The 19,090-nt window shown below is 67.6% G+C and carries 21 protein-coding genes and 1 pseudogene; 12 read left to right on the top strand and 10 right to left on the bottom strand.

The genetic code is table 11. The features are described from left to right. From narH to ACWGRX_RS15260, 9 genes and pseudogenes are all read left to right on the top strand, one after another. A partial coding sequence (gene narH, locus ACWGRX_RS15220; RefSeq protein WP_452118224.1) for a nitrate reductase subunit beta occupies positions 1–1,362 on the top strand: 1,362 nt, incomplete at its 5' end. Between the two features lie 143 nt (positions 1,363–1,505). Then, positions 1,506–2,243 (top strand): nitrate reductase molybdenum cofactor assembly chaperone, encoded by a 738-nt coding sequence (narJ, locus tag ACWGRX_RS15225; RefSeq protein ID WP_452118225.1) that lies wholly within the window; start codon positions 1,506–1,508, stop codon positions 2,241–2,243. A gap of 12 nt (positions 2,244–2,255) precedes the next feature. After that, positions 2,256–2,996, top strand: a complete 741-nt coding sequence (narI, locus tag ACWGRX_RS15230; RefSeq protein WP_452118226.1) for a respiratory nitrate reductase subunit gamma — start codon at positions 2,256–2,258, stop codon at positions 2,994–2,996. Between the two features lie 45 nt (positions 2,997–3,041). Continuing rightward, on the top strand, positions 3,042–3,875 hold the full coding sequence (locus tag ACWGRX_RS15235; RefSeq protein WP_452118227.1) for a peptidylprolyl isomerase: 834 nt from the start codon (positions 3,042–3,044) through the stop codon (positions 3,873–3,875). 12 nt (positions 3,876–3,887) lie between these two features. Then, on the top strand, positions 3,888–4,199 hold the full coding sequence (locus ACWGRX_RS15240) for a hypothetical protein (protein ID WP_291641458.1): 312 nt from the start codon (positions 3,888–3,890) through the stop codon (positions 4,197–4,199). Then, entirely contained in the window at positions 4,177–4,746 is a 570-nt protein-coding gene (locus tag ACWGRX_RS15245; protein WP_452118228.1) for a hemerythrin domain-containing protein, read from the top strand. Before ACWGRX_RS15240 ends, ACWGRX_RS15245 begins: the two co-directional genes overlap by 23 nt. Further along, the gene (locus ACWGRX_RS15250; RefSeq protein WP_452118229.1) at positions 4,739–4,879 is read left to right on the top strand and encodes a hypothetical protein; all 141 of its coding nucleotides are present in this window, start codon (positions 4,739–4,741) and stop codon (positions 4,877–4,879) included. The genes ACWGRX_RS15245 and ACWGRX_RS15250 overlap by 8 nt, the downstream gene beginning before the upstream one ends. Positions 4,880–4,882: 3 nt before the next feature. After that, positions 4,883–5,323: pseudogene (locus tag ACWGRX_RS15255) on the top strand (carbonic anhydrase); the annotation flags it as partial. A 220-nt stretch (positions 5,324–5,543) separates the two neighbouring features. Next, entirely contained in the window at positions 5,544–6,080 is a 537-nt protein-coding gene (locus ACWGRX_RS15260) for a DUF2478 domain-containing protein (RefSeq protein ID WP_452118230.1), read from the top strand. A gap of 19 nt (positions 6,081–6,099) precedes the next feature. Here ACWGRX_RS15260 and ACWGRX_RS15265 read toward each other — a convergent pair whose 3' ends face one another. From ACWGRX_RS15265 to ACWGRX_RS15275, 3 genes are all read right to left on the bottom strand, one after another. Beyond that, positions 6,100–6,480, bottom strand: coding sequence for a response regulator transcription factor (locus ACWGRX_RS15265; protein WP_452118231.1), 381 nt, complete (start codon positions 6,478–6,480; stop codon positions 6,100–6,102). Positions 6,481–6,632: 152 nt separating this feature from the next. Continuing rightward, entirely contained in the window at positions 6,633–7,250 is a 618-nt protein-coding gene (fixJ, locus tag ACWGRX_RS15270; protein ID WP_452118232.1) for a response regulator FixJ, read from the bottom strand. Further along, positions 7,240–8,751 (bottom strand): PAS domain-containing sensor histidine kinase, encoded by a 1,512-nt coding sequence (locus ACWGRX_RS15275; protein WP_452118233.1) that lies wholly within the window; start codon positions 8,749–8,751, stop codon positions 7,240–7,242. Before ACWGRX_RS15275 ends, fixJ begins: the two co-directional genes overlap by 11 nt. Before the next feature lie 270 nt (positions 8,752–9,021). Here ACWGRX_RS15275 and ACWGRX_RS15280 point away from each other — a divergent pair, with 270 nt between their 5' ends. Continuing rightward, complete coding sequence (locus ACWGRX_RS15280; protein WP_452118234.1) at positions 9,022–9,345, top strand: DUF6455 family protein; 324 nt, start codon at positions 9,022–9,024, stop codon at positions 9,343–9,345. A 359-nt stretch (positions 9,346–9,704) separates the two neighbouring features. Continuing rightward, positions 9,705–10,511, top strand: a complete 807-nt coding sequence (locus tag ACWGRX_RS15285) for a DUF72 domain-containing protein (protein ID WP_452118235.1) — start codon at positions 9,705–9,707, stop codon at positions 10,509–10,511. Between the two features lie 6 nt (positions 10,512–10,517). Here the strand turns inward: ACWGRX_RS15285 and ACWGRX_RS15290 are convergent, their stop codons facing one another. The 6 genes from ACWGRX_RS15290 to htpX form a co-directional block, all read right to left on the bottom strand. Then, positions 10,518–11,021: a YbaK/EbsC family protein gene (locus ACWGRX_RS15290; RefSeq protein ID WP_291641475.1), complete on the bottom strand. Its 504-nt coding sequence runs from the start codon at positions 11,019–11,021 to the stop codon at positions 10,518–10,520. Beyond that, positions 11,018–11,296 carry a hypothetical protein gene (locus tag ACWGRX_RS15295; RefSeq protein WP_452118236.1) on the bottom strand — a complete coding sequence of 93 codons (279 nt, stop codon included), beginning with the start codon at positions 11,294–11,296 and terminating at the stop codon, positions 11,018–11,020. Before ACWGRX_RS15295 ends, ACWGRX_RS15290 begins: the two co-directional genes overlap by 4 nt. Before the next feature lie 19 nt (positions 11,297–11,315). Further along, complete coding sequence (purH, locus tag ACWGRX_RS15300) at positions 11,316–12,908, bottom strand: bifunctional phosphoribosylaminoimidazolecarboxamide formyltransferase/IMP cyclohydrolase (protein WP_452118237.1); 1,593 nt, start codon at positions 12,906–12,908, stop codon at positions 11,316–11,318. Between the two features lie 116 nt (positions 12,909–13,024). Further along, complete coding sequence (locus ACWGRX_RS15305; protein WP_452118238.1) at positions 13,025–14,656, bottom strand: heparinase II/III family protein; 1,632 nt, start codon at positions 14,654–14,656, stop codon at positions 13,025–13,027. A gap of 168 nt (positions 14,657–14,824) precedes the next feature. After that, the gene (locus ACWGRX_RS15310; RefSeq protein WP_452118239.1) at positions 14,825–16,174 is read right to left on the bottom strand and encodes an RsmB/NOP family class I SAM-dependent RNA methyltransferase; all 1,350 of its coding nucleotides are present in this window, start codon (positions 16,172–16,174) and stop codon (positions 14,825–14,827) included. 1 nt (position 16,175) lies between these two features. Then, positions 16,176–17,096 carry a zinc metalloprotease HtpX gene (gene htpX / locus ACWGRX_RS15315; protein ID WP_452118240.1) on the bottom strand — a complete coding sequence of 307 codons (921 nt, stop codon included), beginning with the start codon at positions 17,094–17,096 and terminating at the stop codon, positions 16,176–16,178. A gap of 109 nt (positions 17,097–17,205) precedes the next feature. Here htpX and ACWGRX_RS15320 point away from each other — a divergent pair, with 109 nt between their 5' ends. Then, positions 17,206–17,427, top strand: a complete 222-nt coding sequence (locus ACWGRX_RS15320) for a DUF1674 domain-containing protein (RefSeq protein WP_452118241.1) — start codon at positions 17,206–17,208, stop codon at positions 17,425–17,427. A 29-nt stretch (positions 17,428–17,456) separates the two neighbouring features. Here ACWGRX_RS15320 and ACWGRX_RS15325 read toward each other — a convergent pair whose 3' ends face one another. After that, a complete protein-coding gene (locus ACWGRX_RS15325) occupies positions 17,457–18,968 on the bottom strand; it encodes a methyl-accepting chemotaxis protein (protein ID WP_452118242.1) in 1,512 nt (503 codons plus the stop codon). Positions 18,969–19,090: the final 122 nt, after the last annotated feature.

Here is a 19,090-nt window from a genome sequence, read left to right on the forward strand (position 1 = left end):
AAAGGGGCCAGCCTATCCAGTGGACGACTTTTACACCGCCCGCGCCCGCACAAGCGCCGGCGCTTCACTGGATGGTTTTCTCACCGCCGTGCACATAAGATCTTCGCCAATCCCGACCTGCCGGAGATCGACGACTATTACGAGCCGTTCGACTTCGATTACGGGCACCTGCAGAAGGCGCCCGAGCTCCAGGCATTCCCCACCGCCCGCCCGCGCTCGAAGATCACCGGCGAGCGGATGGAGAAGATCGAGTGGGGCCCGAACTGGGAGGAGATCCTCGGCGGCGAGTTCTCGAAGCGCAAGCTCGACAAGAACTTCGACGGCGTCCAGCAGGAGATCTATGGCCAGTTCGAAAACACCTTCATGATGTATCTGCCGAGGCTGTGCGAGCACTGCCTCAACCCGGCTTGCGTCTCGGCCTGCCCCTCGGGGGCGATCTACAAACGCGAGGAGGACGGCGTCGTCCTGATCGACCAGGACAAGTGCCGCGGCTGGCGCATGTGCGTCTCGGCCTGTCCCTACAAGAAGATCTACTACAACTGGTCTTCCGGTAAGTCGGAGAAGTGCACGCTCTGCTACCCGCGCCTCGAGGCCGGCATGCCGACGGTGTGTTCCGAGACCTGCGTCGGCCGCATCCGCTATCTCGGCGTGATCCTCTACGACGCCGACCGGATCGAGGCCGCCGCCTCGACCGAGAACGAGCAGGACCTCTACGACGAGCAGCTCGGCATCTTCCTCGACCCGCATGATCCGGCGGTGATCGAGGCGGCCCGGCGCGAGGGCGTGCCCGAGGCCTGGCTGGAAGCCGCCAGGCGTTCGCCGGTCTACAAGATGGCGATCGAGTGGAAGATCGCCTTCCCGCTCCATCCCGAATACCGGACGCTGCCGATGGTCTGGTACGTGCCGCCGCTCTCGCCGATCACCTCGGCGGCGTCGGCAGGCAGGATCGGGATCGATGGCGAGATGCCGGACGTCAAGAGCCTGCGCATTCCGGTCAAATACCTCGCCAATCTGCTGACCGCGGGCAAGGAACAGCCGATCGTCACCGGCCTGGAGCGCATGCTTGCGATGCGGGCCTATATGCGGGCCAAGACTATCGACGGCGTCATCGACGAAGCGCTGGCGAAGGCCGTCGGCCTGTCCGGCGCGCAGGTCGAGGAAATGTACCGGATCATGGCGATCGCGAATTACGAGGATCGCTTCGTCATCCCGACCAACCATCGCGAGATGGGAATCGAGGATGCCTACGATCTGCGCGGCTCCTGCGGCTTCTCCTTCGGCAATGGCTGCGCCGGCGGCACGAGCGGCACCAACCTGTTCGGTTCGCCCAAGCCGGCGAAGACGCCGATGGAAGTCGCCTGACGCAATCTGCTTCCCCCGCAGCCCGCCCTGCGACGGGCTGCGGATTTCGCCCGAATCCCGTTTGCCGCAGCTCAACGTCGCGCTTTTCGCAAGCCGGTAACGTTCCGGCAGCGCTCGGCGGCCGAGCTGCCCGGAGACATCAGATGAAAACCCTCAAGGCCTTCTCCGCCCTGCTGAACTATCCGAGCTGGGAGCTGGTGGCGGCGATTCCGGAGATCCGCTCGGTGCTGGCGGAAGAGGCCGTCGTCGATCCGGCGGCGCTGGAGCCGCTGCTGCGCATGCTGGAGGAGGCGGACCTCTATGATGCGCAGGAGCGCTATGTGATGCTCTTCGACCGGACGCGCTCCCTGTCGCTGCATCTGTTCGAGCATGTCCATGGCGAAAGCCGCGACCGCGGCCAGGCCATGGTCGACCTGAAAAGCGTCTACGAGGCGGCCGGCTTCACCATCGAGGGCACGGAGCTGCCGGATTTCGTGCCGCTCTTCCTCGAATACTGCTCGCTGCTGCCGGCGCAGGAGGCGAGGGTGGTGCTGGCCGATCCGGCCCATGTCATGACGGTGCTCGGCGAGCGGCTGCGCAAGCGGGAAACGCCCTATGCCGTCGTCTTCGAGGCGCTGGTCGCGCTCGCGGCGACGAAGCCCGCGCCGGAGGTGTTCGAGGCGATCGTGCCCGAGACGGAGCAGGACCCGAACGACCTGGCTGCGCTGGATGCCGCCTGGGAGGAGGAGGAGGTCCGCTTCGGCCCCGGCGCAGCTGCCGATTGCGGCGTCGAGAACCTCGCCGCCAAGCTGCGCCAGGCCAAGCGGCCGGCCCCCGGGCTCGGCGTCGCCACCGTGCGGCGGCCCAAGACCCGCTTCACCTATGCGTCACCCCGCGATTGAGGAGCAGCCGTCATGAACACGACGCTCAACCATATCCTGTTCGGCTGGTATCCCTATTTCGCCCTGACGGTCTTCCTGCTCGGGTCGCTGGTGCGTTTCGAGCGCGAGCAATACAGCTGGAAGGCGGATTCGAGTCAGCTCCTGCGCCGCAGACAGCTCGTCGCGGGCTCCGTCCTGTTTCATGTCGGCGTGCTCGTGATCTTCCTCGGCCATGCCGGCGGGCTGCTGACCCCGATCGTCGTCTTCGACGCGCTGGGCATCTCGCATGGCTTCAAGCAGGGGCTGGCGATCGTCGTCGGCGGGCTGGCCGGCGTGATGTGCTTCCTCGGCCTGAGCCTGCTGCTCCATCGCCGCCTGTTCGATCCGCGGATCCGCAAGACCTCGTCCTTTTCGGACATTGCGGTGCTGCTGATGCTCTATGCCCAGCTCATCCTCGGCCTTCTCACCATTCCGCTGTCGCTCGGCCATATGGACGGGCACGAGATGGTCAAGTTCATGAACTGGGCCCAGGGGACGCTCACCCTGCAGCCGGGCGCCTCGGCCTATGTCGCCGACGTGCACCCGATCTTCAAGGCGCATCTCCTGCTCGGCATGACGATCTTCCTCGTCTTCCCGTTCACCCGCCTGGTCCACATCTGGTCGGCGCCGGTCTGGTATCTCGGCCGGACGGGCTACCAGATCGTGCGTACCAAGAAGCGGCCCCTTGCCGGCCAGGGGGCTGTTCCCGCCCCGGTCCGCGCAACCCGCCGCTGACCGACATATCCGCCTCGGCACGCAACCCATTCCGGGATATCCGCCATGTCGTCCTGCTCGGCCCAGCCAGTCACCACAGCCCCGAAGGCCCCGATCAAGGTCAACGGAGCCGTGATCTCCCGGGCGATGATCTCGCGCGAGGTCCAGAACCACCCGGCCTCGTCGCCTGCCGCCGCCTGGAAGGCCGCTGCCCTGGCGCTGGTCATCCGCGAGGCCCTGGGTCAGGAGGTCGTCCGGCTCGGTATCGAGGCCGAGCCGCTGACGGATGGGGAAGGCCGGCGCGAGACCGAGGACGAGGCGCGGATGCGCGCCCTGGTCGAGCGCGACATCAGCGTGCCTGAGCCGACGGAGGAGGAGTGCCGGCGCTATTACGAGCGCAATGCCGGGCGCTTCCGCAACTCCGATCTCTACGAGGCGTCGCATATCCTGTTCGCCGCGCGGGGTGACGATGCCGAGAGCTATGAGCGCGCGCGGCGGCAGGCTGGCGCCGCCATCGCCGAACTGGCGGCCGAGCCCGGTCGCTTCGCCGAGTTGGCGCGCCAGCATTCGGCCTGCCCTTCCGCCGAGCTCGGCGGCAATCTCGGCCAGATCGGCCGCGGCCAGACGACGCCACTGTTCGAGAAGGCCCTGGCGGCGATGGAACCGGGCACGATCGGTCACGAGCCGGTGGAGACGCCCTATGGCTTCCACATCATCCGGCTCGACAGGGCCATTGCGGGCCGCCTGCTGCCTTTCGAGCTCGTGCGGGAGCGGATCGCGGCCTATCTCGGCGAAGCGGTGCGGCAGCGGGCACAGGCGCAATATGTCGCGCGGCTGCTCGGCCGCGCCCGGATCGAGGGTATCGACCTGCCGTCGCCGGGCGAGCTCAACGTCCACTGAGAGGCGATTGCCATGCTGCTCGGAGACATCATCTCCCGCCTCGACGACGAAGCCATGGCGATGCAGACGCTGGTGGGGCTGGGCGATCTCGTGCTGCTGGCCCGGGTCGAAACGGCCGCCTCGGCCGAGGGGCTCACACCCGGCGGCTTCGCCGCCCGCGCCGTCAACCTCTTCTCCAGCCAGGCTTCCGACGAGGATTGGGTCTCCCTGATCGGCGTCATGGGCCGGACCACCGATCCCGGCCAGGCCTGCCTGCGCAACATCCTGCACTTTGCCCTTCGTCCGCCGAAGGAAACGGTTCATGCCTGCGGCCACGGTCACTGAGCTTTCCGCCGAGACCGATGTACTGGCCCCGGTCCGCAGCGAGTTGCTGGCGCGCCCGCTCGAGTTCATCGTCGCCGAGCATCATCGTCTGCGCGACCTGTGCCGGCTGCTCGACGGCATCGCCGAAGCGCCGAGCTCTGCGGCCATCCCCGCCGACGCGATCCTGCACTGCATCGAGCATGAGCTGCCACTGCACGTCCTCGACGAGGAGGAGGATTTGTTTCCGCTGCTCCGCCGGCGCGCCATGCCGCGGGACGGCGCGGAGCGGCTGCTCGGCCTGCTCTCGCGGGAGCACGCCGAGGACGACCGGCTGGCCGGGATCATCGCGGGAGGGCTGCGGGCGCGGGGAAAGGCTGATTGGGACGGAGCCGGTTTCCGTACCGCCCTGGCCAGCTTCTCGCGCGGCCAGCGCCGCCATCTCACCGTGGAGAATGCGGTGCTGATTCCGCTGGCGGAGCTGCGCCTGACCGCGGGGGATCGCGACGGGCTGGCCCGGCGCATGGCGGCCCGGCGCGGCATCGTGCTCGGCGGGCGCAGCCATGGCTGAGGTTTCGATCCAGGCGCTGTTCGACCGCAATGTCGACTGGGCGATCGCCAAGACGCGCCAGGAGCCCGGCTATTTCCGCCGTCTCTCTGCCCTACAGGAGCCGCGATTCCTCTGGATCGGCTGCTCGGATTAGCGCGTGCCGGCCAACGAGATCGTCGGGCTCGATCCGGGAGAGCTCTTTGTCCATCGCAACATCGCGAACGTCATGCATACCGGCGACCTCAACCTGCTGTCGGTGATCGAGTTCGCGGTCGAGGCGCTGGGGGTGGAGGACATCATCGTCTGCGGCCATTACGGCTGCGGCGGCGTGCGCCGGGCTCTGGAGCGGCAGACCGGAGCGCTGGTCGACCATTGGCTCGCACCGGTCGTCGAGGTCTACGAACGCGAGCGGGCCCGCTTCGATGCCGGCGCCAGCGACGAGGCCCGGCTCAACCTGCTCTGCGAGCTCAATGTCGAGGCGCAGGTAGAGCGCGTCGCGCATACGCCGATCGTGCGGGCGGCCTGGACCGCCGGGCACACCCTGCGCATCCATGGCTGGATCTACGGCCTGAAGGACGGGCTGGTGCGCGATCTCGGCGTCAGCCGCGACGGGCCGGACAAGATGCAGGTAGAGCAGACGCCGCTCGACCCGGCCCCGGTCGACGACTGGTCGGAGCATATCCATGCGAGTGCGCTGCGCCTGCTCGGCGGCAAGGCGGCCTGCGGCTGCGACGCAGCGGGTGGCCTGCGCAGCGAGAGCGTGTCGTGAAGCGCCGCGCACGCCGCGTCGCGAAACAAGGACGACAGGAGGTCGAAACGTGGACACCCGCTCCGAGGAATGCGGCATCTTGGTTCTCGTGCATGAGCGCGACGAGGCGCCGGACCCGGTCATCGCACAGGCGGTCGCGCGCCTCGAGGCCGGTGGCCTGAAGCCGCGCGGCCTGCTGCAGCATGGCGTATCCGGCTGCGGCAAGGCCTGCGCGACGCTCTATCTCGACGATATCGGCATGCAGCGGCAGGTCTGCATCTTCGAGGATCGCGGCCCTCAGGCGCGCGGCTGCCGGCTCGATACGGCGGGCCTGACCGTCGCTGCCGGCTGGCTGCGCGAGGCTGTCGAGGCGCGGCCGGACGTGCTGTTCGTCAACCGCTTCGGCAAGCACGAAGGCGAGGGCCGCGGCCTGCGCGAGGAGATCGGCATGGCGGTTGCCGCGGGCATCCCGACCGTCATCGCCGTCAACCGCCAGTATCTGCTGCAGTGGCGGGCTTTCGCGGGCGAGACCTTCGCCACGCTCCCGCTCGATGCCGGCGAGATCGCCGACTGGTGCCACAAGGCCGTGGCCGGGGTCGAGGCCTGACATCCAGGGCGTCCCCGTCTCATCCCTGCTTGCGAAAAGCCTCGCTGCCGCCGCTGGCCAGAGCGTCCCTGATACAGTCCGCCAGCGAACTATCCTCGAGCGGCTTTTCCAGTACCGCGCGGCAGCCGCACAACGTCGCCAGCCGACGGATTTCGGCGCTGGCCTTCGCCGTGATCAGGATGGCGGGCAATGCGATGGCGCTCTGCCGCAGGCGGCCGATCAGCGCCAGCCCGTCGAGCGAAGGCATGCAGTAGTCTATGACCATGCACGCGCGGGCCGGCAGTTCCTGTTCCGCGAGCAGCTCCTCGCCGTTGCGAAAGGCCCTGACCTGGAAGCCTTCGAGCGCGAGGGAGAACGTCAGCGACTGCCGGACGGCATCGTCGTCATCGACGATGATCACGCATCCTTCGGGAGACATGGCATGCCTTGCTCCGGGCGATCCGCGGCTCGGGTCGCGCCGGGATGGCATGCCGACAGTCTGCGTCGGCCCGTCGCAGCATCCAAGTCAGGAATACACCTTACGCGAGCCGTCCCCGGCGACGCAGCACGATCTTAGGGGGCGTTGTCGCCGACCAGCAGGGCGAAGCGAACGAGCTCGGGCAGGCTCGCAGCCCGCATCTTGGTCATGACATTGGCCCGGTAGATCTCGACCGTCCTGGGGCTGATGCCGAGTTCATGCGCGATCACCTTGTTGGCCTTGCCTTCGACGAGACGGTCGAGCACCTGCTTCTCGCGCTCGCTCAGCGATTTGAGGCGCACCAGGATGTCGATGCCCTGCGCCTCGCGCTGCGTCCTGCGCTGGTGCCGGTCGAGGGCCGCGCGCACCGCGGCGAGCAGCAGTTCGTCGTCGAAGGGCTTCTCGATGAAGTCGATAGCCCCCTCCTTCATCGCCTCGACGGCGAGCGACACATCCGCATGGCCGGTCATCACGATCACCGGAAGGCTGAAGCCGCGCAGGGCGAGGCCGCGGAGGAATTCAATGCCGTCGATCCCCGGCATGCGCACATCGGTGATGATGCAGCCCGTCGGCGCCTCCCTGACGTTGTCGAGAAACTGGCTGGCGGATTCGTGCAGCCTGACCGGAAACCCGTCGGAAGCCAGCAGGAAGGAGAGCGACTGCCGGACAGCCAGATCATCGTCGACAATATGGACGATGGCATCACCCTGCATGAGCCAGCTCCTCCGGGTCGACGGCGCGCAGTGAGAAGGTGAAGCAGGTTCCGCGTCCCCGCTCCGACACGGCCGAGATCTTTCCGCCATGCGCCTCGACGATGGTGCGGCAGATCGAGAGCCCGACGCCCATGCCATGCTGCTTGGTCGTGACAAAAGGCTGGAAAAGCTGGTCCATGATTTCGGGAGCCAGGCCCGTACCGGTATCGCGGACCGAGATCTCCAGCATCTCCTCACTGACGCGTCGGGACTCGACGATCAGTTCGCGCCGCTCCTCGCCATCCATCGCCTCGATCGCATTGCGGATCAGGTTCAGCAGCACTTGCTGGATCTGGATGCGGTCGGCCAGCGTAAAGGCCGCGCGGGGGTCGAGGAGATAGGCGATGTGCACCCCCCTTTCGCGGGCGCCGACCATGGCCAGCGCGCTGGCCTCTTCGATCAGCTTGGCGAGAGGCTCGATCCGACGCTCGCTTTCGCCGCGCTGTACGAATTCGCGCAGATGCCGGATCACCTGGCCGGCGCGCAGTGCCTGATCGGCCGCTTTCGTGACGCCGTCCTCCAGCAAGCGGGCGGTTTCGCCCTCCATGCGCTGGAGAATCCGGCGGCACCCCTTCAGGTAGTTCGCGATGGCCGTTAGCGGCTGGTTGATCTCATGGGCCAGCGTCGATGCCATCTCGCCCAGCGCGGTGAAGCGCGACATGTGGACGAGCTCGGATTGCAGCTCCTGCAGTCGGGTTTCGGTCTTCTGGCGCTCGGTCAGGTCGCGGATGAAGCCGGTGAAGTAGCGCCGGCCGCTCGAATGCATCTCTCCGACGGCGAGTTCCATCGGAAAGGTCGAGCCGTCCTTGCGCTGGCCGACGACGACCCGCCCGATGCCGACGATCCTGCGCTCGCCGGTGGTGAGATAGCGCTTGATGTAGCTGTCGTGATGATGCCGGTAGGGGCTGGGCATCAGTATCTTGACGTCCTCGCCGATGACTTCGCTGCGAGCGTAGCCGAACTGCCGGACCGCTGCCGCGCTGAAGGACTGGATCCGGCCGTCCTCGTCGATCACGACGATGGCGTCGGGGATCGTCTCGAGGATGGAGCGCAGATGCGCCTCGCGGACCGTGTGGGCTTCCTCGGCATCGAGCTGTTCGGAGATGTCGCGCAGGACGAGCGCATAGCCGCGAGGGCAGCCGGGCTGCGCCTTCACGGTCGCGATCGAGAGTTGTGCGGTGAACGATGCCCCGTCCCGGCGCCGGCAGATGCGTTGTGTCTCGCTCCCGCCGGTCTCCTGCGCCGCGGCGAGCAGAGAGGCTGTCACGCCCGGCTCCGCAGCGACGAAAAGGCATGCGAGGTCGCTGCTCAGAATCTCGGCCCGGCTCCAGCCCGTGATCTGCTCGGCGCCGGTGTTCCAGCTGCCGATCCGGCCTGCCTCGTCGATGAAGGCCAGGCCGATTCCCGTCACCGCCTCGATGAGGACCGCTGCCAGTTTCGGAGTTTCGATCTCACGGTGCAAAAGCAAGCTCTCCTGCCGGATTGCCGTCGATGCGTCATGATCGCCGAGAGCGGCCATGCATCCACGCCAACCAGCGCGATGGCTCGAGTTGACCGCCTGCGTCGAAAAGACTCCTGATGGCGAGCGAATTCGATCTCGACCAAATTCACGGATGGGGTGAAACGCCAGCGTAAATTGTCAGGCTAGGGACGTCTCGTCCTTGTGCTGGGTCAAAGAATCCGGTGGTGGCTGCGCCTACCCTGCATCATCCCTCTTGCAAGGGAGCGCATCATGCATCCACGGCTACAAGGGCAGAAGGCGGCGCGGCGATGGCCCCGGTTCGAAAGGGTGCGGCGCCAGGCGGGCTTGTTTCGCGAGATGATCGAGAGGGCGGGCGTCGATCCCGGAGCGGCGGCCAAGGACGATTTCGGCGGCACTTTTGCCATGGCCGCCCGCCTTTGCCTGTCCTGCCCTCACGCCTGCGCGTGCCGCGACTGGCTCGATAGCGGTGCGCCCGGGCCGGCACCGGAGTTCTGCCGGAACGCCGCCTATCTGGCCCGGGTCCGTAGGCGGCCTAGGCCGGGAAGAGAAGAGATACTCGACGCGGACACCTGAGGGATGGCGGGCTCGTGGGTTTGACGCCCGCACGTATTACGAGCCTTAATCTTGGTCTTTCGCCTAGGAGCGAAAATTTCATGTTGAGGGTTTGGAAACGACACGTAACGTCAGCTCACCACCTCTAACGAATGTCGGCATCGGTGGTTGTGTGCCCCCGCAACCAAATTCGGAAAACCCCGCAGGTTCGCCCTGCGGGGTTTTTCGCGTGCGCTGCTGACAGCCTTTGTCGGGACGATGCAGGAAACCGTGCGCGTTCAGGCGCCGCGGCTGCCATAATGGCCTTGCCATGATCGACGGATCGGCACGATCCGGACCAGAGCGAACGCTTCGCTCGAGCCATCGCAAGGGAGATCGAGATGCCCGGCAAATCCAGCGGCAAGATCCGCATCGGCATTGGCGGCTGGGTGTTCGAGCCTTGGCGCGGCAGCTTCTACCCCGACGGCCTACCGCAGAAGCGCGAGCTCGAATATGCCGGCAGCAAGCTGAGCTCGATCGAGGTCAATGGCACCTATTACGGCTCGCAGAAGCCGGAAAGCTTCGCCAAATGGCGGGCCGAGACGCCTGATGGTTTCGTCTTTGCGCTGAAGGGCTCGCGCTTCTGCACCAATCGGCGCGTCCTGGCCGAGGCCGGGCCGTCAGTGGAGAAGTTCGTGACCTCCGGCATTGCGGAGCTGAAGGAAAAGCTCGGCCCGATCAACTGGCAGTTCATGGCGACGAAGGCCTTTGATCCCGCCGATTTCGAGGCCTTCCTCAAGCTCCTGCCCAAGGAGGTCGACGGCATAACCCTGCGCCATGCGGTCGAGGTCCGTCACCCGAGCTTCCGCTCGCCCGATTTCGTCGCCCTGCTCCGCGAATACGGTGTCGCCGTGATCAGCGCCGGCGATTCGGAGTATCCGGAGATCGCCGACGTCACCGCGCCTTTCGTCTATGCCCGCATCATGGGCACCAGCGAGGCCGAGCCGAAGGGCTATTCCGAGAAGCAGCTCGACCTCTGGGCCGAGCGTGCTCGCGCCTGGTCCGAAGGCGGCATGCCCGCCGATCGCGAAGCGCTGGCGCCGGCGGCGGAGAGGCGTCCGCGCGACGTCTTTCTTTATGTGATCAGCGGCGCCAAGATTCGCAATCCGGCAGCGGCGATGGCGCTGATCGCCCGCAGCCCTGGCTGAGCGGCCTCAGGCCGGCTCGACGATGGCGTCCTCGGCGGGCAGGGTGGGTGCCTCCTGGCAGACATCGACCCATTCCGCGCCGGTCAGCGCGACCATTCGCTCGGGGCTGATCCGGACGGCGCTCTGGGTCGAGCCCGCGGCAGGCACGACCTCGTCGAAGGCCTTCAGCGAGACGTCGCAATAGACCTGCAGCGGGTTCAGCAAACCGAAGGGGCAGACGCCGCCGACCGGGTGGCCGGTGATCGCCGCGACCTCCTCGAGGTCGAGCATGCGCGGCTTGGTGCCGAAGGCGGCTTTGGTCTTCTTGTTGTCGAGCCGGGCATCGCCGCGGGTGACGAGCAGGACGACGCGCTCGCCGAGCCGCAGCGACAATGTCTTGGCGATGCGGGCGGGCTCGACGCCGAAGGCCTCGGCGGCGAGCGCCACCGTGGCGCTGCTGCCGGAGGTTTCGAGGATCTCGATATCGGGGGCGTGCTGCGCGAAGAAGGCGCGGACCGAAGCAAGGCTCACCGTGTTCTCCCGTCGAAGCGCCAGCAGATCAGGGCGGCGACCGTCGCCGGCACGCCGAAGACGAGGAGCAGGATCGGCGCCTCCTGCAGGAAGGTGTAGCCGGCGCTGTTGATGCCGACGATCAGGTTGATCACCGAGGCGACGAACCAGAGCGGGATGAACAGCCGCATCGCGAAGATCACGGGATGGCGCCCGCCGGTGTTCAGGCGCGGTGCCAGCACGAGCAGGAGGCCGAGCAGGGCGAAGCCGGCGGCGATGACCTTGACGGTGTGCATCCGGCTCTCCCGTTTCGTTTCAGTGCCGGAAATGGCGGTGGCCGGTGAAGACCATGGCGAGGCCGGCCTCGTCGGCGGCCTTGATCACCTCGTCGTCGCGCATCGAGCCGCCGGGCTGGATGACCGCGGTGGCGCCGGCCTCGGCCGCGGCGAGCAGGCCGTCGGCGAAGGGGAAGAAGGCGTCGGAGGCGACGACCGCGCCCTTGGCCAGGCTCTCCGCCGCGCCCGCTGCCTTTGCCGCTTCACCGGCCTTCCAGGCGGCGATGCGCGAGGAATCGACGCGGCTCATCTGGCCGGCGCCAACGCCGACCGTGGCGAGGTTCTTGGCGTAGACGATGGCGTTCGACTTGACGTGCTTGGCGACCCGGAAGGCGAAGCGCAGATCGGCGAGCTCGGCCTCGCTCGGCTGGCGCTTGGTCACGACCTTGAGCTCCATGTCGTCGACCACGGCATTGTCGCGCGCCTGGGCCAGGAAGCCGCCGGCGACGGTGCGCAGGGCAAGGCCGGCCTTGCGGACATCCGGCAGGCCGCCGGTCAGGAGCAGGCGCAGATTCTTCTTGGCGGCGATGAGGGTGATCGCCTCCTCGTCGGCGTCTGGGGCGATGATCACCTCGGTGAAGATCTCGACGATCTTCTTCGCCGCCTGTGCGTCGAGCTTGCGGTTGAGCGCGACGATGCCGCCGAAGGCCGAGACGGGGTCGCAGGCGAGGGCGCGCTCATAGGCTTCGAGCAGCGAAGAGCCCTCGGCGACGCCGCAGGGATTGGCATGCTTGACGATGACGCAGGCCGCGGTGCGGGCCGGATCGAACTCGGCGACGCATTCGAAGGCGGCGTCGGTGTCGTTGATGTTGTTGTAGGAGAGCTGCTTGCCCTGGACCTGGCGCGCGGTGGCGACGCCCGGGCGCTGCTCCGGTGTGCGGTAGAAGGCAGCCCATTGATGCGGGTTCTCGCCATAGCGCATGGTCTCGGCGAGGGCACCGCCCAGCGCGCGGAAGGCCGGCGAGGTGTCGCCGAGCTCGCCGGCGAACCAGTTGGAGATCGCCGCATCATAGGCGGCGGTGCGGGCATAGGCCTTTTGCGCGAGCTTGCGGCGCAGCGTCAGCGTGGTCGCGCCCTTGTGAGCCTCGAGATCGGCGAGGACAGCGGCATAATCGCTGGGCTCGACGACGACGGCGACGTCCTGATGGTTCTTGGCGGCGGCGCGGATCATCGCGGGACCGCCGATGTCGATGTTCTCGATGCAGTCTTCATAGGGCTTGCCGGCCGCGACTGTGGCCTCGAACGGGTAGAGGTTCACCACCAGCAGATCGATCGGCTTGATGCCATGGCCGAGCATCGAGGCCTGGTGCTCGGGATGCGAGCGGATCGCGAGCAGCCCGCCATGGACCTTGGGGTGCAAGGTCTTGACGCGGCCATCCATCATCTCCGGGAAACCGGTGAGGTCGGAGACGTCGGTCACGGCGAGCCCGGCTTCGGCGATCGCCTTGGCGGTGCCGCCGGTCGAGACCAGCGCGATGCCCAGGCGCGAGAGCGCCCGTGCGAACTCGATCAGGCCGGTCTTGTCGGAGACGGAAAGCAGCGCGCGCTCGATGCGGCGAAGTTCATTCGGCATGAGGAAAAAGGTCCAAAAGTTGCGCGGCACACCGCAAAAAGTCTCGCGCGCCCTATCACGCCAGCGCCTCGCTGCAAAGCACAACCGGGGCAACCCGGCCCTGTCCTTATCGTCTCTCAGCCTTGCGGCGGCTGATCGACCGGGGCCGGCCCGCCTTCCGCTTCCGTATCGGTCCCGGGGGGAAGCCGTCCGGCGGTGCCAAGCCTCGCAAGGCGCCAGGAAATCCGCGGAGTCGTGGCGGCGTCGAATTCGATGATCAGTTGAGAGGTGCGCCGGCGGCCGTCGGCCGCGGCGAAAAAGACGCTCTCCTCCAATGTGACGGGCAGGCCCGAAGCCTCGAAGGCCCAGACCTCGCCGGAGGGTAGCGCCAGCAGCGCGCCCTGGCCCTCGCGGATCAGGCTCGGCTTGACGTTCGGGTGGAGGTGGAAGCGCGCGGCGGCGGGCAGACTCGCCATGGTCGGCGAGGGGCTGATCTCATCCTCGCCGAGCAACTGGTTGCCGCCCGGAGCAAGCACCAGGCGACGTGTATGGACAATGCCGAAGCTCCGCTTGTAGCCGTCATGGCTGGCGACCCATTCGACGCCCTGCTCGGTCTCCTGGCGGGCGGCACGGATATCGGCGGGGCCGGCGGTGATCCGCCGCTCGCCGAGCACCAGCCCGAAGATGCAGCTGGAGCGGTCGTCGAGGGTCACGGTGGAATGTGCGGCGGTGGCGCGGGCGGCGAGCCGCAATTCCGGCGAGCCGTAGCGGCTGGCACCGCAATTCACGATGATGCGCTGCGCGGCGCTGGAGAATTCAAAGCTCAGGCAGCCGGCATGGGCCTCGACGGAGTTCGCGCCACGAGGCGGCGGGCCGGCATCGACGATCACCGTGCTCGTACCGGCAGCGAGCCGGTCATAGCCGGCATAGGCGGCATGCTCGATTGGCCGGGCCCGGGCGTCGTCATAGGCGGCGAGGGTGGCCATCAGGTCGGGCGGGGTCGCGCCCATGCCGTTGAACAGGGCAAGCGCGCCGTCGCCATGCCGGAACAGCCGCAAATGCGGCATCATCCGGTCGATCGCCATGATGATGCTGCGGGGCGGCTCCAGGCCGCGCGCTGCAAAGGTCTCGCGCAGCGGCAAGAGGTCGAGCAGCAATTCGATGATGATGCGCGGATTGCGGCTGAGATGGCCACCATCGGGAAGGATCTGCCGTTCCAGCTCGTCCGACAATGCCGCTTCGAGGCGCCGCAGGCGACGCTCCTGGCCGTCGAGGCTGATTGCCGCGAAGGAGACTGCGATCAGGCATTGCAGGCGCGCCACGCCTTCGACCGCGCCGGCCAGAGCCAGCTGCAGCCGGTCCGCGGTCTGGACGATCTGGCGGACGAAGCGCTCGTAGAAGACATGGTCGGCGCCCTCGAGCAGGAGCGGCGAATGCGAGAGGAAGGAGATCAGCCGCCGTGCCGCGACGGCCGGCCGGCGCGCGATCTCGCCGCGATCATGCCGGTTGCCGATGAATTCCTCGACCAAAGCGCGGGCATTGGCGCGGGCGATCGCGGTGTCGGCGGCGCGCAGATGCCGAAGCCAGGAGAAGCCGAGCAGCGCCTCCGCCCAGGCCGGTGTCGGCGGCTCGATCTCGAAAGGCGATTCGCCGTGGCTGTTCACCGTTCGGCCGGCGAAGGCGAAATAGCCGGAATAGATGTCGCTCGCCGTGGTCGGGTCGGCGGTGCGCAGGTCATGCGGCGCAAAGAGCAGGCGGTTCGCCTTCATGCGACTGAACGGCCAGAGTGCACGGACGGCTCCGACGATCTGCCCGCGCGTGCGCTTTGCCGCGCGGGCGGTCGCCGCGCGTGCCAGGCCTCCCCGCTCAGACCAGCTCTTCAATGCCGCTGTCCGTTCCGCCCTTTCGCCACGCGCCATGTGACGAATCCGGCAAAGTCATAGCCTGATCAGGCGACATGCGTAAAATCCCGCCCATCCCGAAAGCCGCGGCGTTTCGCCGGCAAGCTGGTGCGGGAGCGTCCTCAGCTCGCCGAGTGGGGTCAGGGCCTCGGCGATCCCGCCGATTTCCGTCGCCGCGATCGGTTGCCGGGCAAAACCGGGCTGACGTTCGAGGAAGGCTGCGATCTGCGCCTCGCCTTCCTCCGGCTCGAGCGAACAGGTGCAGTAGATCAGGCGACCGCCGGGGCGTGTCAGCTTCGCGGCCTGGTCGAGCAGGCGTGCCTGAAGGGCGGTGAGCTTGGCGATGTCCTCGGGGCGCTTGGTCCAGGCGACGTCGGGATGGCGGCGGATCGTGCCGGTGGCGCTGCAGGGTGCATCGAGCAGCACGGCGTCGAAGGGCTCCGCCTCATAGCGGGCGGCATCGGCCGTGACGATCTGCGCCTTCTGGCCGAGCCGCTCCAGATTGGCGGCCAGGCGGCGCAGGCGCGGGCCGGAGCGGTCGACCGCGGTGACCTCGGCGCCGGCGGCCACGAGCTGTGCCGTCTTGCCGCCGGGAGCGGCGCAGAGATCGGCGACACGCTCGCCGGGCTTGGCCGCCAGCAGCAGGGCGGGCAGGGCGGCGGCGGCGTCCTGGACCCACCATTCGCCCTCGGCGAATCCGGGCAGGGCGGTGACGCTCTCCCGGCCTCGCAGCCGGACCGAGCCGGTCGGCAGCACGATGCCGTCGAGCTTTTCGGCCCAGCCGGAGGCGTCGGCCTTGACGGTCAGGTCGAGCGGCGGCTCTTGCGCATGGGCCAGGGCGATGGCGCTGGCGGTCTCGGCGCCGTAATGGCGGATCCAGCTCTCGCCCAGCCATTCCGGCGCATCGATCAGGGGATCGAGTTCAGCGAGGATGGTGTCGCGCTCCCGCGCCAGTCGGCGCAGCAGGGCATTGCCGAGCGAGACATAGCGTGACGAGCGCGCATCCTCGTGGAGATGGCGGATGGCAAGGTCGACGGCGGCATGGTCGGGAACGTCGAGGAAGAGCAATTGTGCCGCCGCGGCGACCATGATCGGCTCGAACGGTCCGGCATTGCGCGGGCTGCCGCGCTCGAGCCTTGCAGCGACGATGTGGCGGATCGCGCCGAGGCGGCGGAAGGCGACCGTGGCGATGGCGCGGGCGAGACCGGCATCGGCCGGCTCCAGCCTCGCCATTGCAGCCATGCGTTCATAGGTCTCGTCGAGGGCGGTCCCGGCGCGCAGGACCTCGTCGATCAGTTCCGCTGCCAGCCGGCGCGCGGCGAGCCCGGGGGCATCGTCACGCGGCTTTGCTTCGGGCGAGGGCGCGGCGGTTTCGGAGCGTGCCATCTCAGCCCCAAGGCCCAGGTTCGCGGCCGCCGCCGAAAGGACTTTGCGCCGCGCCGTGCAGGAAGCCGCCGGCCTGGCCGGAAAGGCCCATGGCGCGCGCCTGCTCCATCAGTGCGGCGATGCGATTGCCGGTGTCGGGGTGGGTTGAGAACAGGGAATCCATGCCGCGTCCGCTCAGCGGGTTGATGATGAACATATGCGCCGTAGCAGGCTTCTGTTCCGCCGTCTCGTTGGGAATACGGGCGACCCCGCCGGCGATCTTGGCGAGCGCGTCGGCGAGCGCCGCCGGATTGCCGCAAATCTCGCCGCCGAGGCGGTCGGCCTCGTATTCGCGCGAGCGCGAGATCGCCATCTGGATGATCGTCGCCGCCAGCGGCGCCAGCACCATGACGAGCAGCTGGACGATGAAGTTCGGACGCTGGTCGCGCGAGCCGAAGAACATGCCGAAGCTGGCGATGGTCGAGATCGCGCCGGCCATGGTCGCGGTGATCGTCATGGTCAGCGTGTCGTGATTTTTGATATGGGCCAGCTCGTGCGCCATCACGCCGGCAAGCTCGTCATAGCTGAGCGTGCGCAGGATGCCCGTCGTGGCGGCGACCGCGGCGTTTTGCGGATTGCGGCCGGTCGCGAAGGCGTTGGGCTGGTCCTCGTGGATGATGTAGACGCGCGGCATCGGCATGCTGGCTCGTGCCGCGAGGTCGCGCACCATGCCGTAGAGTTCAGGCGCGCGGCGCTCGTCGACTTCCTCGGCATTATGGGCGGCGAGCGCGAGCTTGTCCGAGTTCCAATAGCTGAACAGATTGGTCGCGACCGCTATGCCGAGCGCGATCATCATGCCGCCGGCGCCGGCCAGCAGATAGCCGACCGCGCCGAACAAAGCGGTCAATGCCGCCATCAGCATGCCGGTACGGACGTAGTTCATCGCTTTTCCTCGCGGGTTCGAGCCTTTGCGCCGGTCTGGCCTCGCCTGGCGCCGCATTCATCCCTATGTGGTGAAGGCGAGGCGTATCCTGCAAGAGAATGGTGCGAGTATGGGCGCGAAAGCAGAGAAGGGCGAGGCTGTCGAGCAGCCGTCCGCCAGGACATTGTCGCCGGCGGCGCAACGCGCCCTCGCCGAGGCGGCGGCCCGGCGGGCTGACCTCGATGCCAAGGCGGCGCAACTCGGGCGTGACAAGGAGATCGCCGGGCGTGGCGGTCTCGAGCCGGTGCGCTATGACGACTGGGAAGTGAAGGGCATCGCCAGCGACTTCTGAGTGCGCCGGCGAGGCTTGGTCAAAGGCCTTCAGGCGGCGCGCCGGTCAGCTGCGGGCTTCGCGGCTGTGCTGTCCGTCGTCCGGAAGGCGCTCATCAACAGGTTGAGCCTTTCGATCTGCTCGAGCAGGGTCCGGGCGGAAGCCGCGCTCTGCTCGGCCAGGGCGGCGTTGCTCTGGGTCATCTCGTCCATATGGCTGACGGTACGGGCCATCTCGTCGATGCCATTGGCCTGCTCGCCGGCCGCCGCCGCGATTTCGCCGACGGTCGAGGAGACCTGCGTCGAGGCATTGACGATCTTCTCCAGCGTCTCGCCGGCCTGACGCACCAGGCGCACGCCCTCGACGACCTCGGCGTCGGACGAGCCGATCAAAGCGGTGATGTCCTTGGCGGCGCCGGCCGAGCGCTGCGCCAGCGCGCGCACCTCGGCCGCGACGACAGCGAAGCCGCGTCCGGCATCGCCGGCGCGGGCGGCCTCGACGGCGGCGTTCAGAGCCAGGAGGTTGGTCTGGAAGGCGATGCCGTCGATGACGCTGGTGATCTCGGAGATCTTCTTCGAGGCTTCTTCGATCCGCTCCATCGCCTTGATCGCGTCTCTGACGATCTCGCCGCCGGTGCGGGCGACGTTGGAGGCATTGTCGGCCAGAACGAGGGATTCGCGCGAGGACTGGGCGGAACTCTTGACGGAGGCGTTGAGCTGCTCGGTGGTGGCCGCCGTCTGCTGCAGGGCGGCAGCCTGCTGCTCGGTGCGCGAGGAGAGATCGTCCGCGCCCGAATTGATTTCCTGCGAGGATGCCGCGATCGCGATCGAGCTCGCCTTGATGGTCGCGACCATCTCGCCGAGCCGGCTCATGGCGTGGTCGAAATGCTCGCGGATGCTGGCATATTCCTCCGGCATGTCGTCGGGCACGCGGTGGCTGAGGTCACCCTCGGCGAGCGCGGCCATGGCGGCGCCGACATAGCCGATCGCCTTGTCGCGCAGGCGGGTCTTGGCCTCGTCCTGGGCACGGGCCTCGACCTCGGCTTTCATCCGGGCTTGCTCGGAGGCCTGCACATAGACCGAAATGGCATAGTCCATGTCGAGCATGGCGGCCTTGAGGATGGCACCGATCTCGGCGCCGCGCTCGGCCGCGCCGGGAATCTTGCCGCCGAAGCGGCTTTTCGGCCAGCGCTCCTCCAGCACCTTGCCGATGATCTGCTCGAGCAGCAGGGCATAGCCGCCGATGTACCAGCGCGGCTCCAGCCCGATGCGGGCATGGACCTCGCCGATGGTGGTGACGGCGCGGACATAGTCCTGATCCTGGCGGCCGCTTGCGATGGCCCGCCAGTGATCGAGCTGCCGGCTCTTGGCCTTGTCGACCTGGCCAGCCGATTTGAAGAAGGCGCTCGCCTCGGGGAAGCGGGCGATCTGATCATAGAAGGCGTCGAGCGCCGCGGGCAGAGCGGCACGAACCACATCCTCGACATCGGCCATATGCGCGCGCGTCCCGGCGTCGAACTTCAGGAAATCAAGACGACGGCTGAGATGGTCGGCTGACGACATCATGGGCTCCAGAATCGGTCGGCGCGGTGGCGCTTCATCGTCTTTGGATCAGCGCAGGTTAATGATTGTGCAGGTTCGCGGGCGCCGATGCTGCGGTGCATGGCGCTGTTGCGCCGCATGCA

Source organism: Allobosea sp. NPDC055594 (assembly GCF_053618995.1).

What these genes read in the sequence shown, in the direction of transcription:
- narJ (WP_452118225.1), top strand. Translation starts at nt 1,506, where the DNA reads ATGAAAACCCTCAAGGCCTTCTCCGCCCTGCTGAACTATCCGAGCTGG.
- narI (WP_452118226.1), top strand. Translation starts at nt 2,256, where the DNA reads ATGAACACGACGCTCAACCATATCCTGTTCGGCTGGTATCCCTATTTC.
- ACWGRX_RS15235 (WP_452118227.1), top strand. Translation starts at nt 3,042, where the DNA reads ATGTCGTCCTGCTCGGCCCAGCCAGTCACCACAGCCCCGAAGGCCCCG.
- ACWGRX_RS15240 (WP_291641458.1), top strand. Translation starts at nt 3,888, where the DNA reads ATGCTGCTCGGAGACATCATCTCCCGCCTCGACGACGAAGCCATGGCG.
- ACWGRX_RS15245 (WP_452118228.1), top strand. Translation starts at nt 4,177, where the DNA reads ATGCCTGCGGCCACGGTCACTGAGCTTTCCGCCGAGACCGATGTACTG.
- ACWGRX_RS15250 (WP_452118229.1), top strand. Translation starts at nt 4,739, where the DNA reads ATGGCTGAGGTTTCGATCCAGGCGCTGTTCGACCGCAATGTCGACTGG.
- fixJ (WP_452118232.1), bottom strand. Translation starts at nt 7,250, where the DNA reads ATGCAGGGTGATGCCATCGTCCATATTGTCGACGATGATCTGGCTGTC.
- ACWGRX_RS15280 (WP_452118234.1), top strand. Translation starts at nt 9,022, where the DNA reads ATGCATCCACGGCTACAAGGGCAGAAGGCGGCGCGGCGATGGCCCCGG.
- ACWGRX_RS15285 (WP_452118235.1), top strand. Translation starts at nt 9,705, where the DNA reads ATGCCCGGCAAATCCAGCGGCAAGATCCGCATCGGCATTGGCGGCTGG.
- ACWGRX_RS15295 (WP_452118236.1), bottom strand. Translation starts at nt 11,296, where the DNA reads ATGCACACCGTCAAGGTCATCGCCGCCGGCTTCGCCCTGCTCGGCCTC.
- purH (WP_452118237.1), bottom strand. Translation starts at nt 12,908, where the DNA reads ATGCCGAATGAACTTCGCCGCATCGAGCGCGCGCTGCTTTCCGTCTCC.
- ACWGRX_RS15305 (WP_452118238.1), bottom strand. Translation starts at nt 14,656, where the DNA reads ATGAAGGCGAACCGCCTGCTCTTTGCGCCGCATGACCTGCGCACCGCC.
- ACWGRX_RS15310 (WP_452118239.1), bottom strand. Translation starts at nt 16,174, where the DNA reads ATGGCACGCTCCGAAACCGCCGCGCCCTCGCCCGAAGCAAAGCCGCGT.
- htpX (WP_452118240.1), bottom strand. Translation starts at nt 17,096, where the DNA reads ATGAACTACGTCCGTACCGGCATGCTGATGGCGGCATTGACCGCTTTG.
- ACWGRX_RS15320 (WP_452118241.1), top strand. Translation starts at nt 17,206, where the DNA reads ATGGGCGCGAAAGCAGAGAAGGGCGAGGCTGTCGAGCAGCCGTCCGCC.
- ACWGRX_RS15325 (WP_452118242.1), bottom strand. Translation starts at nt 18,968, where the DNA reads ATGTCGTCAGCCGACCATCTCAGCCGTCGTCTTGATTTCCTGAAGTTC.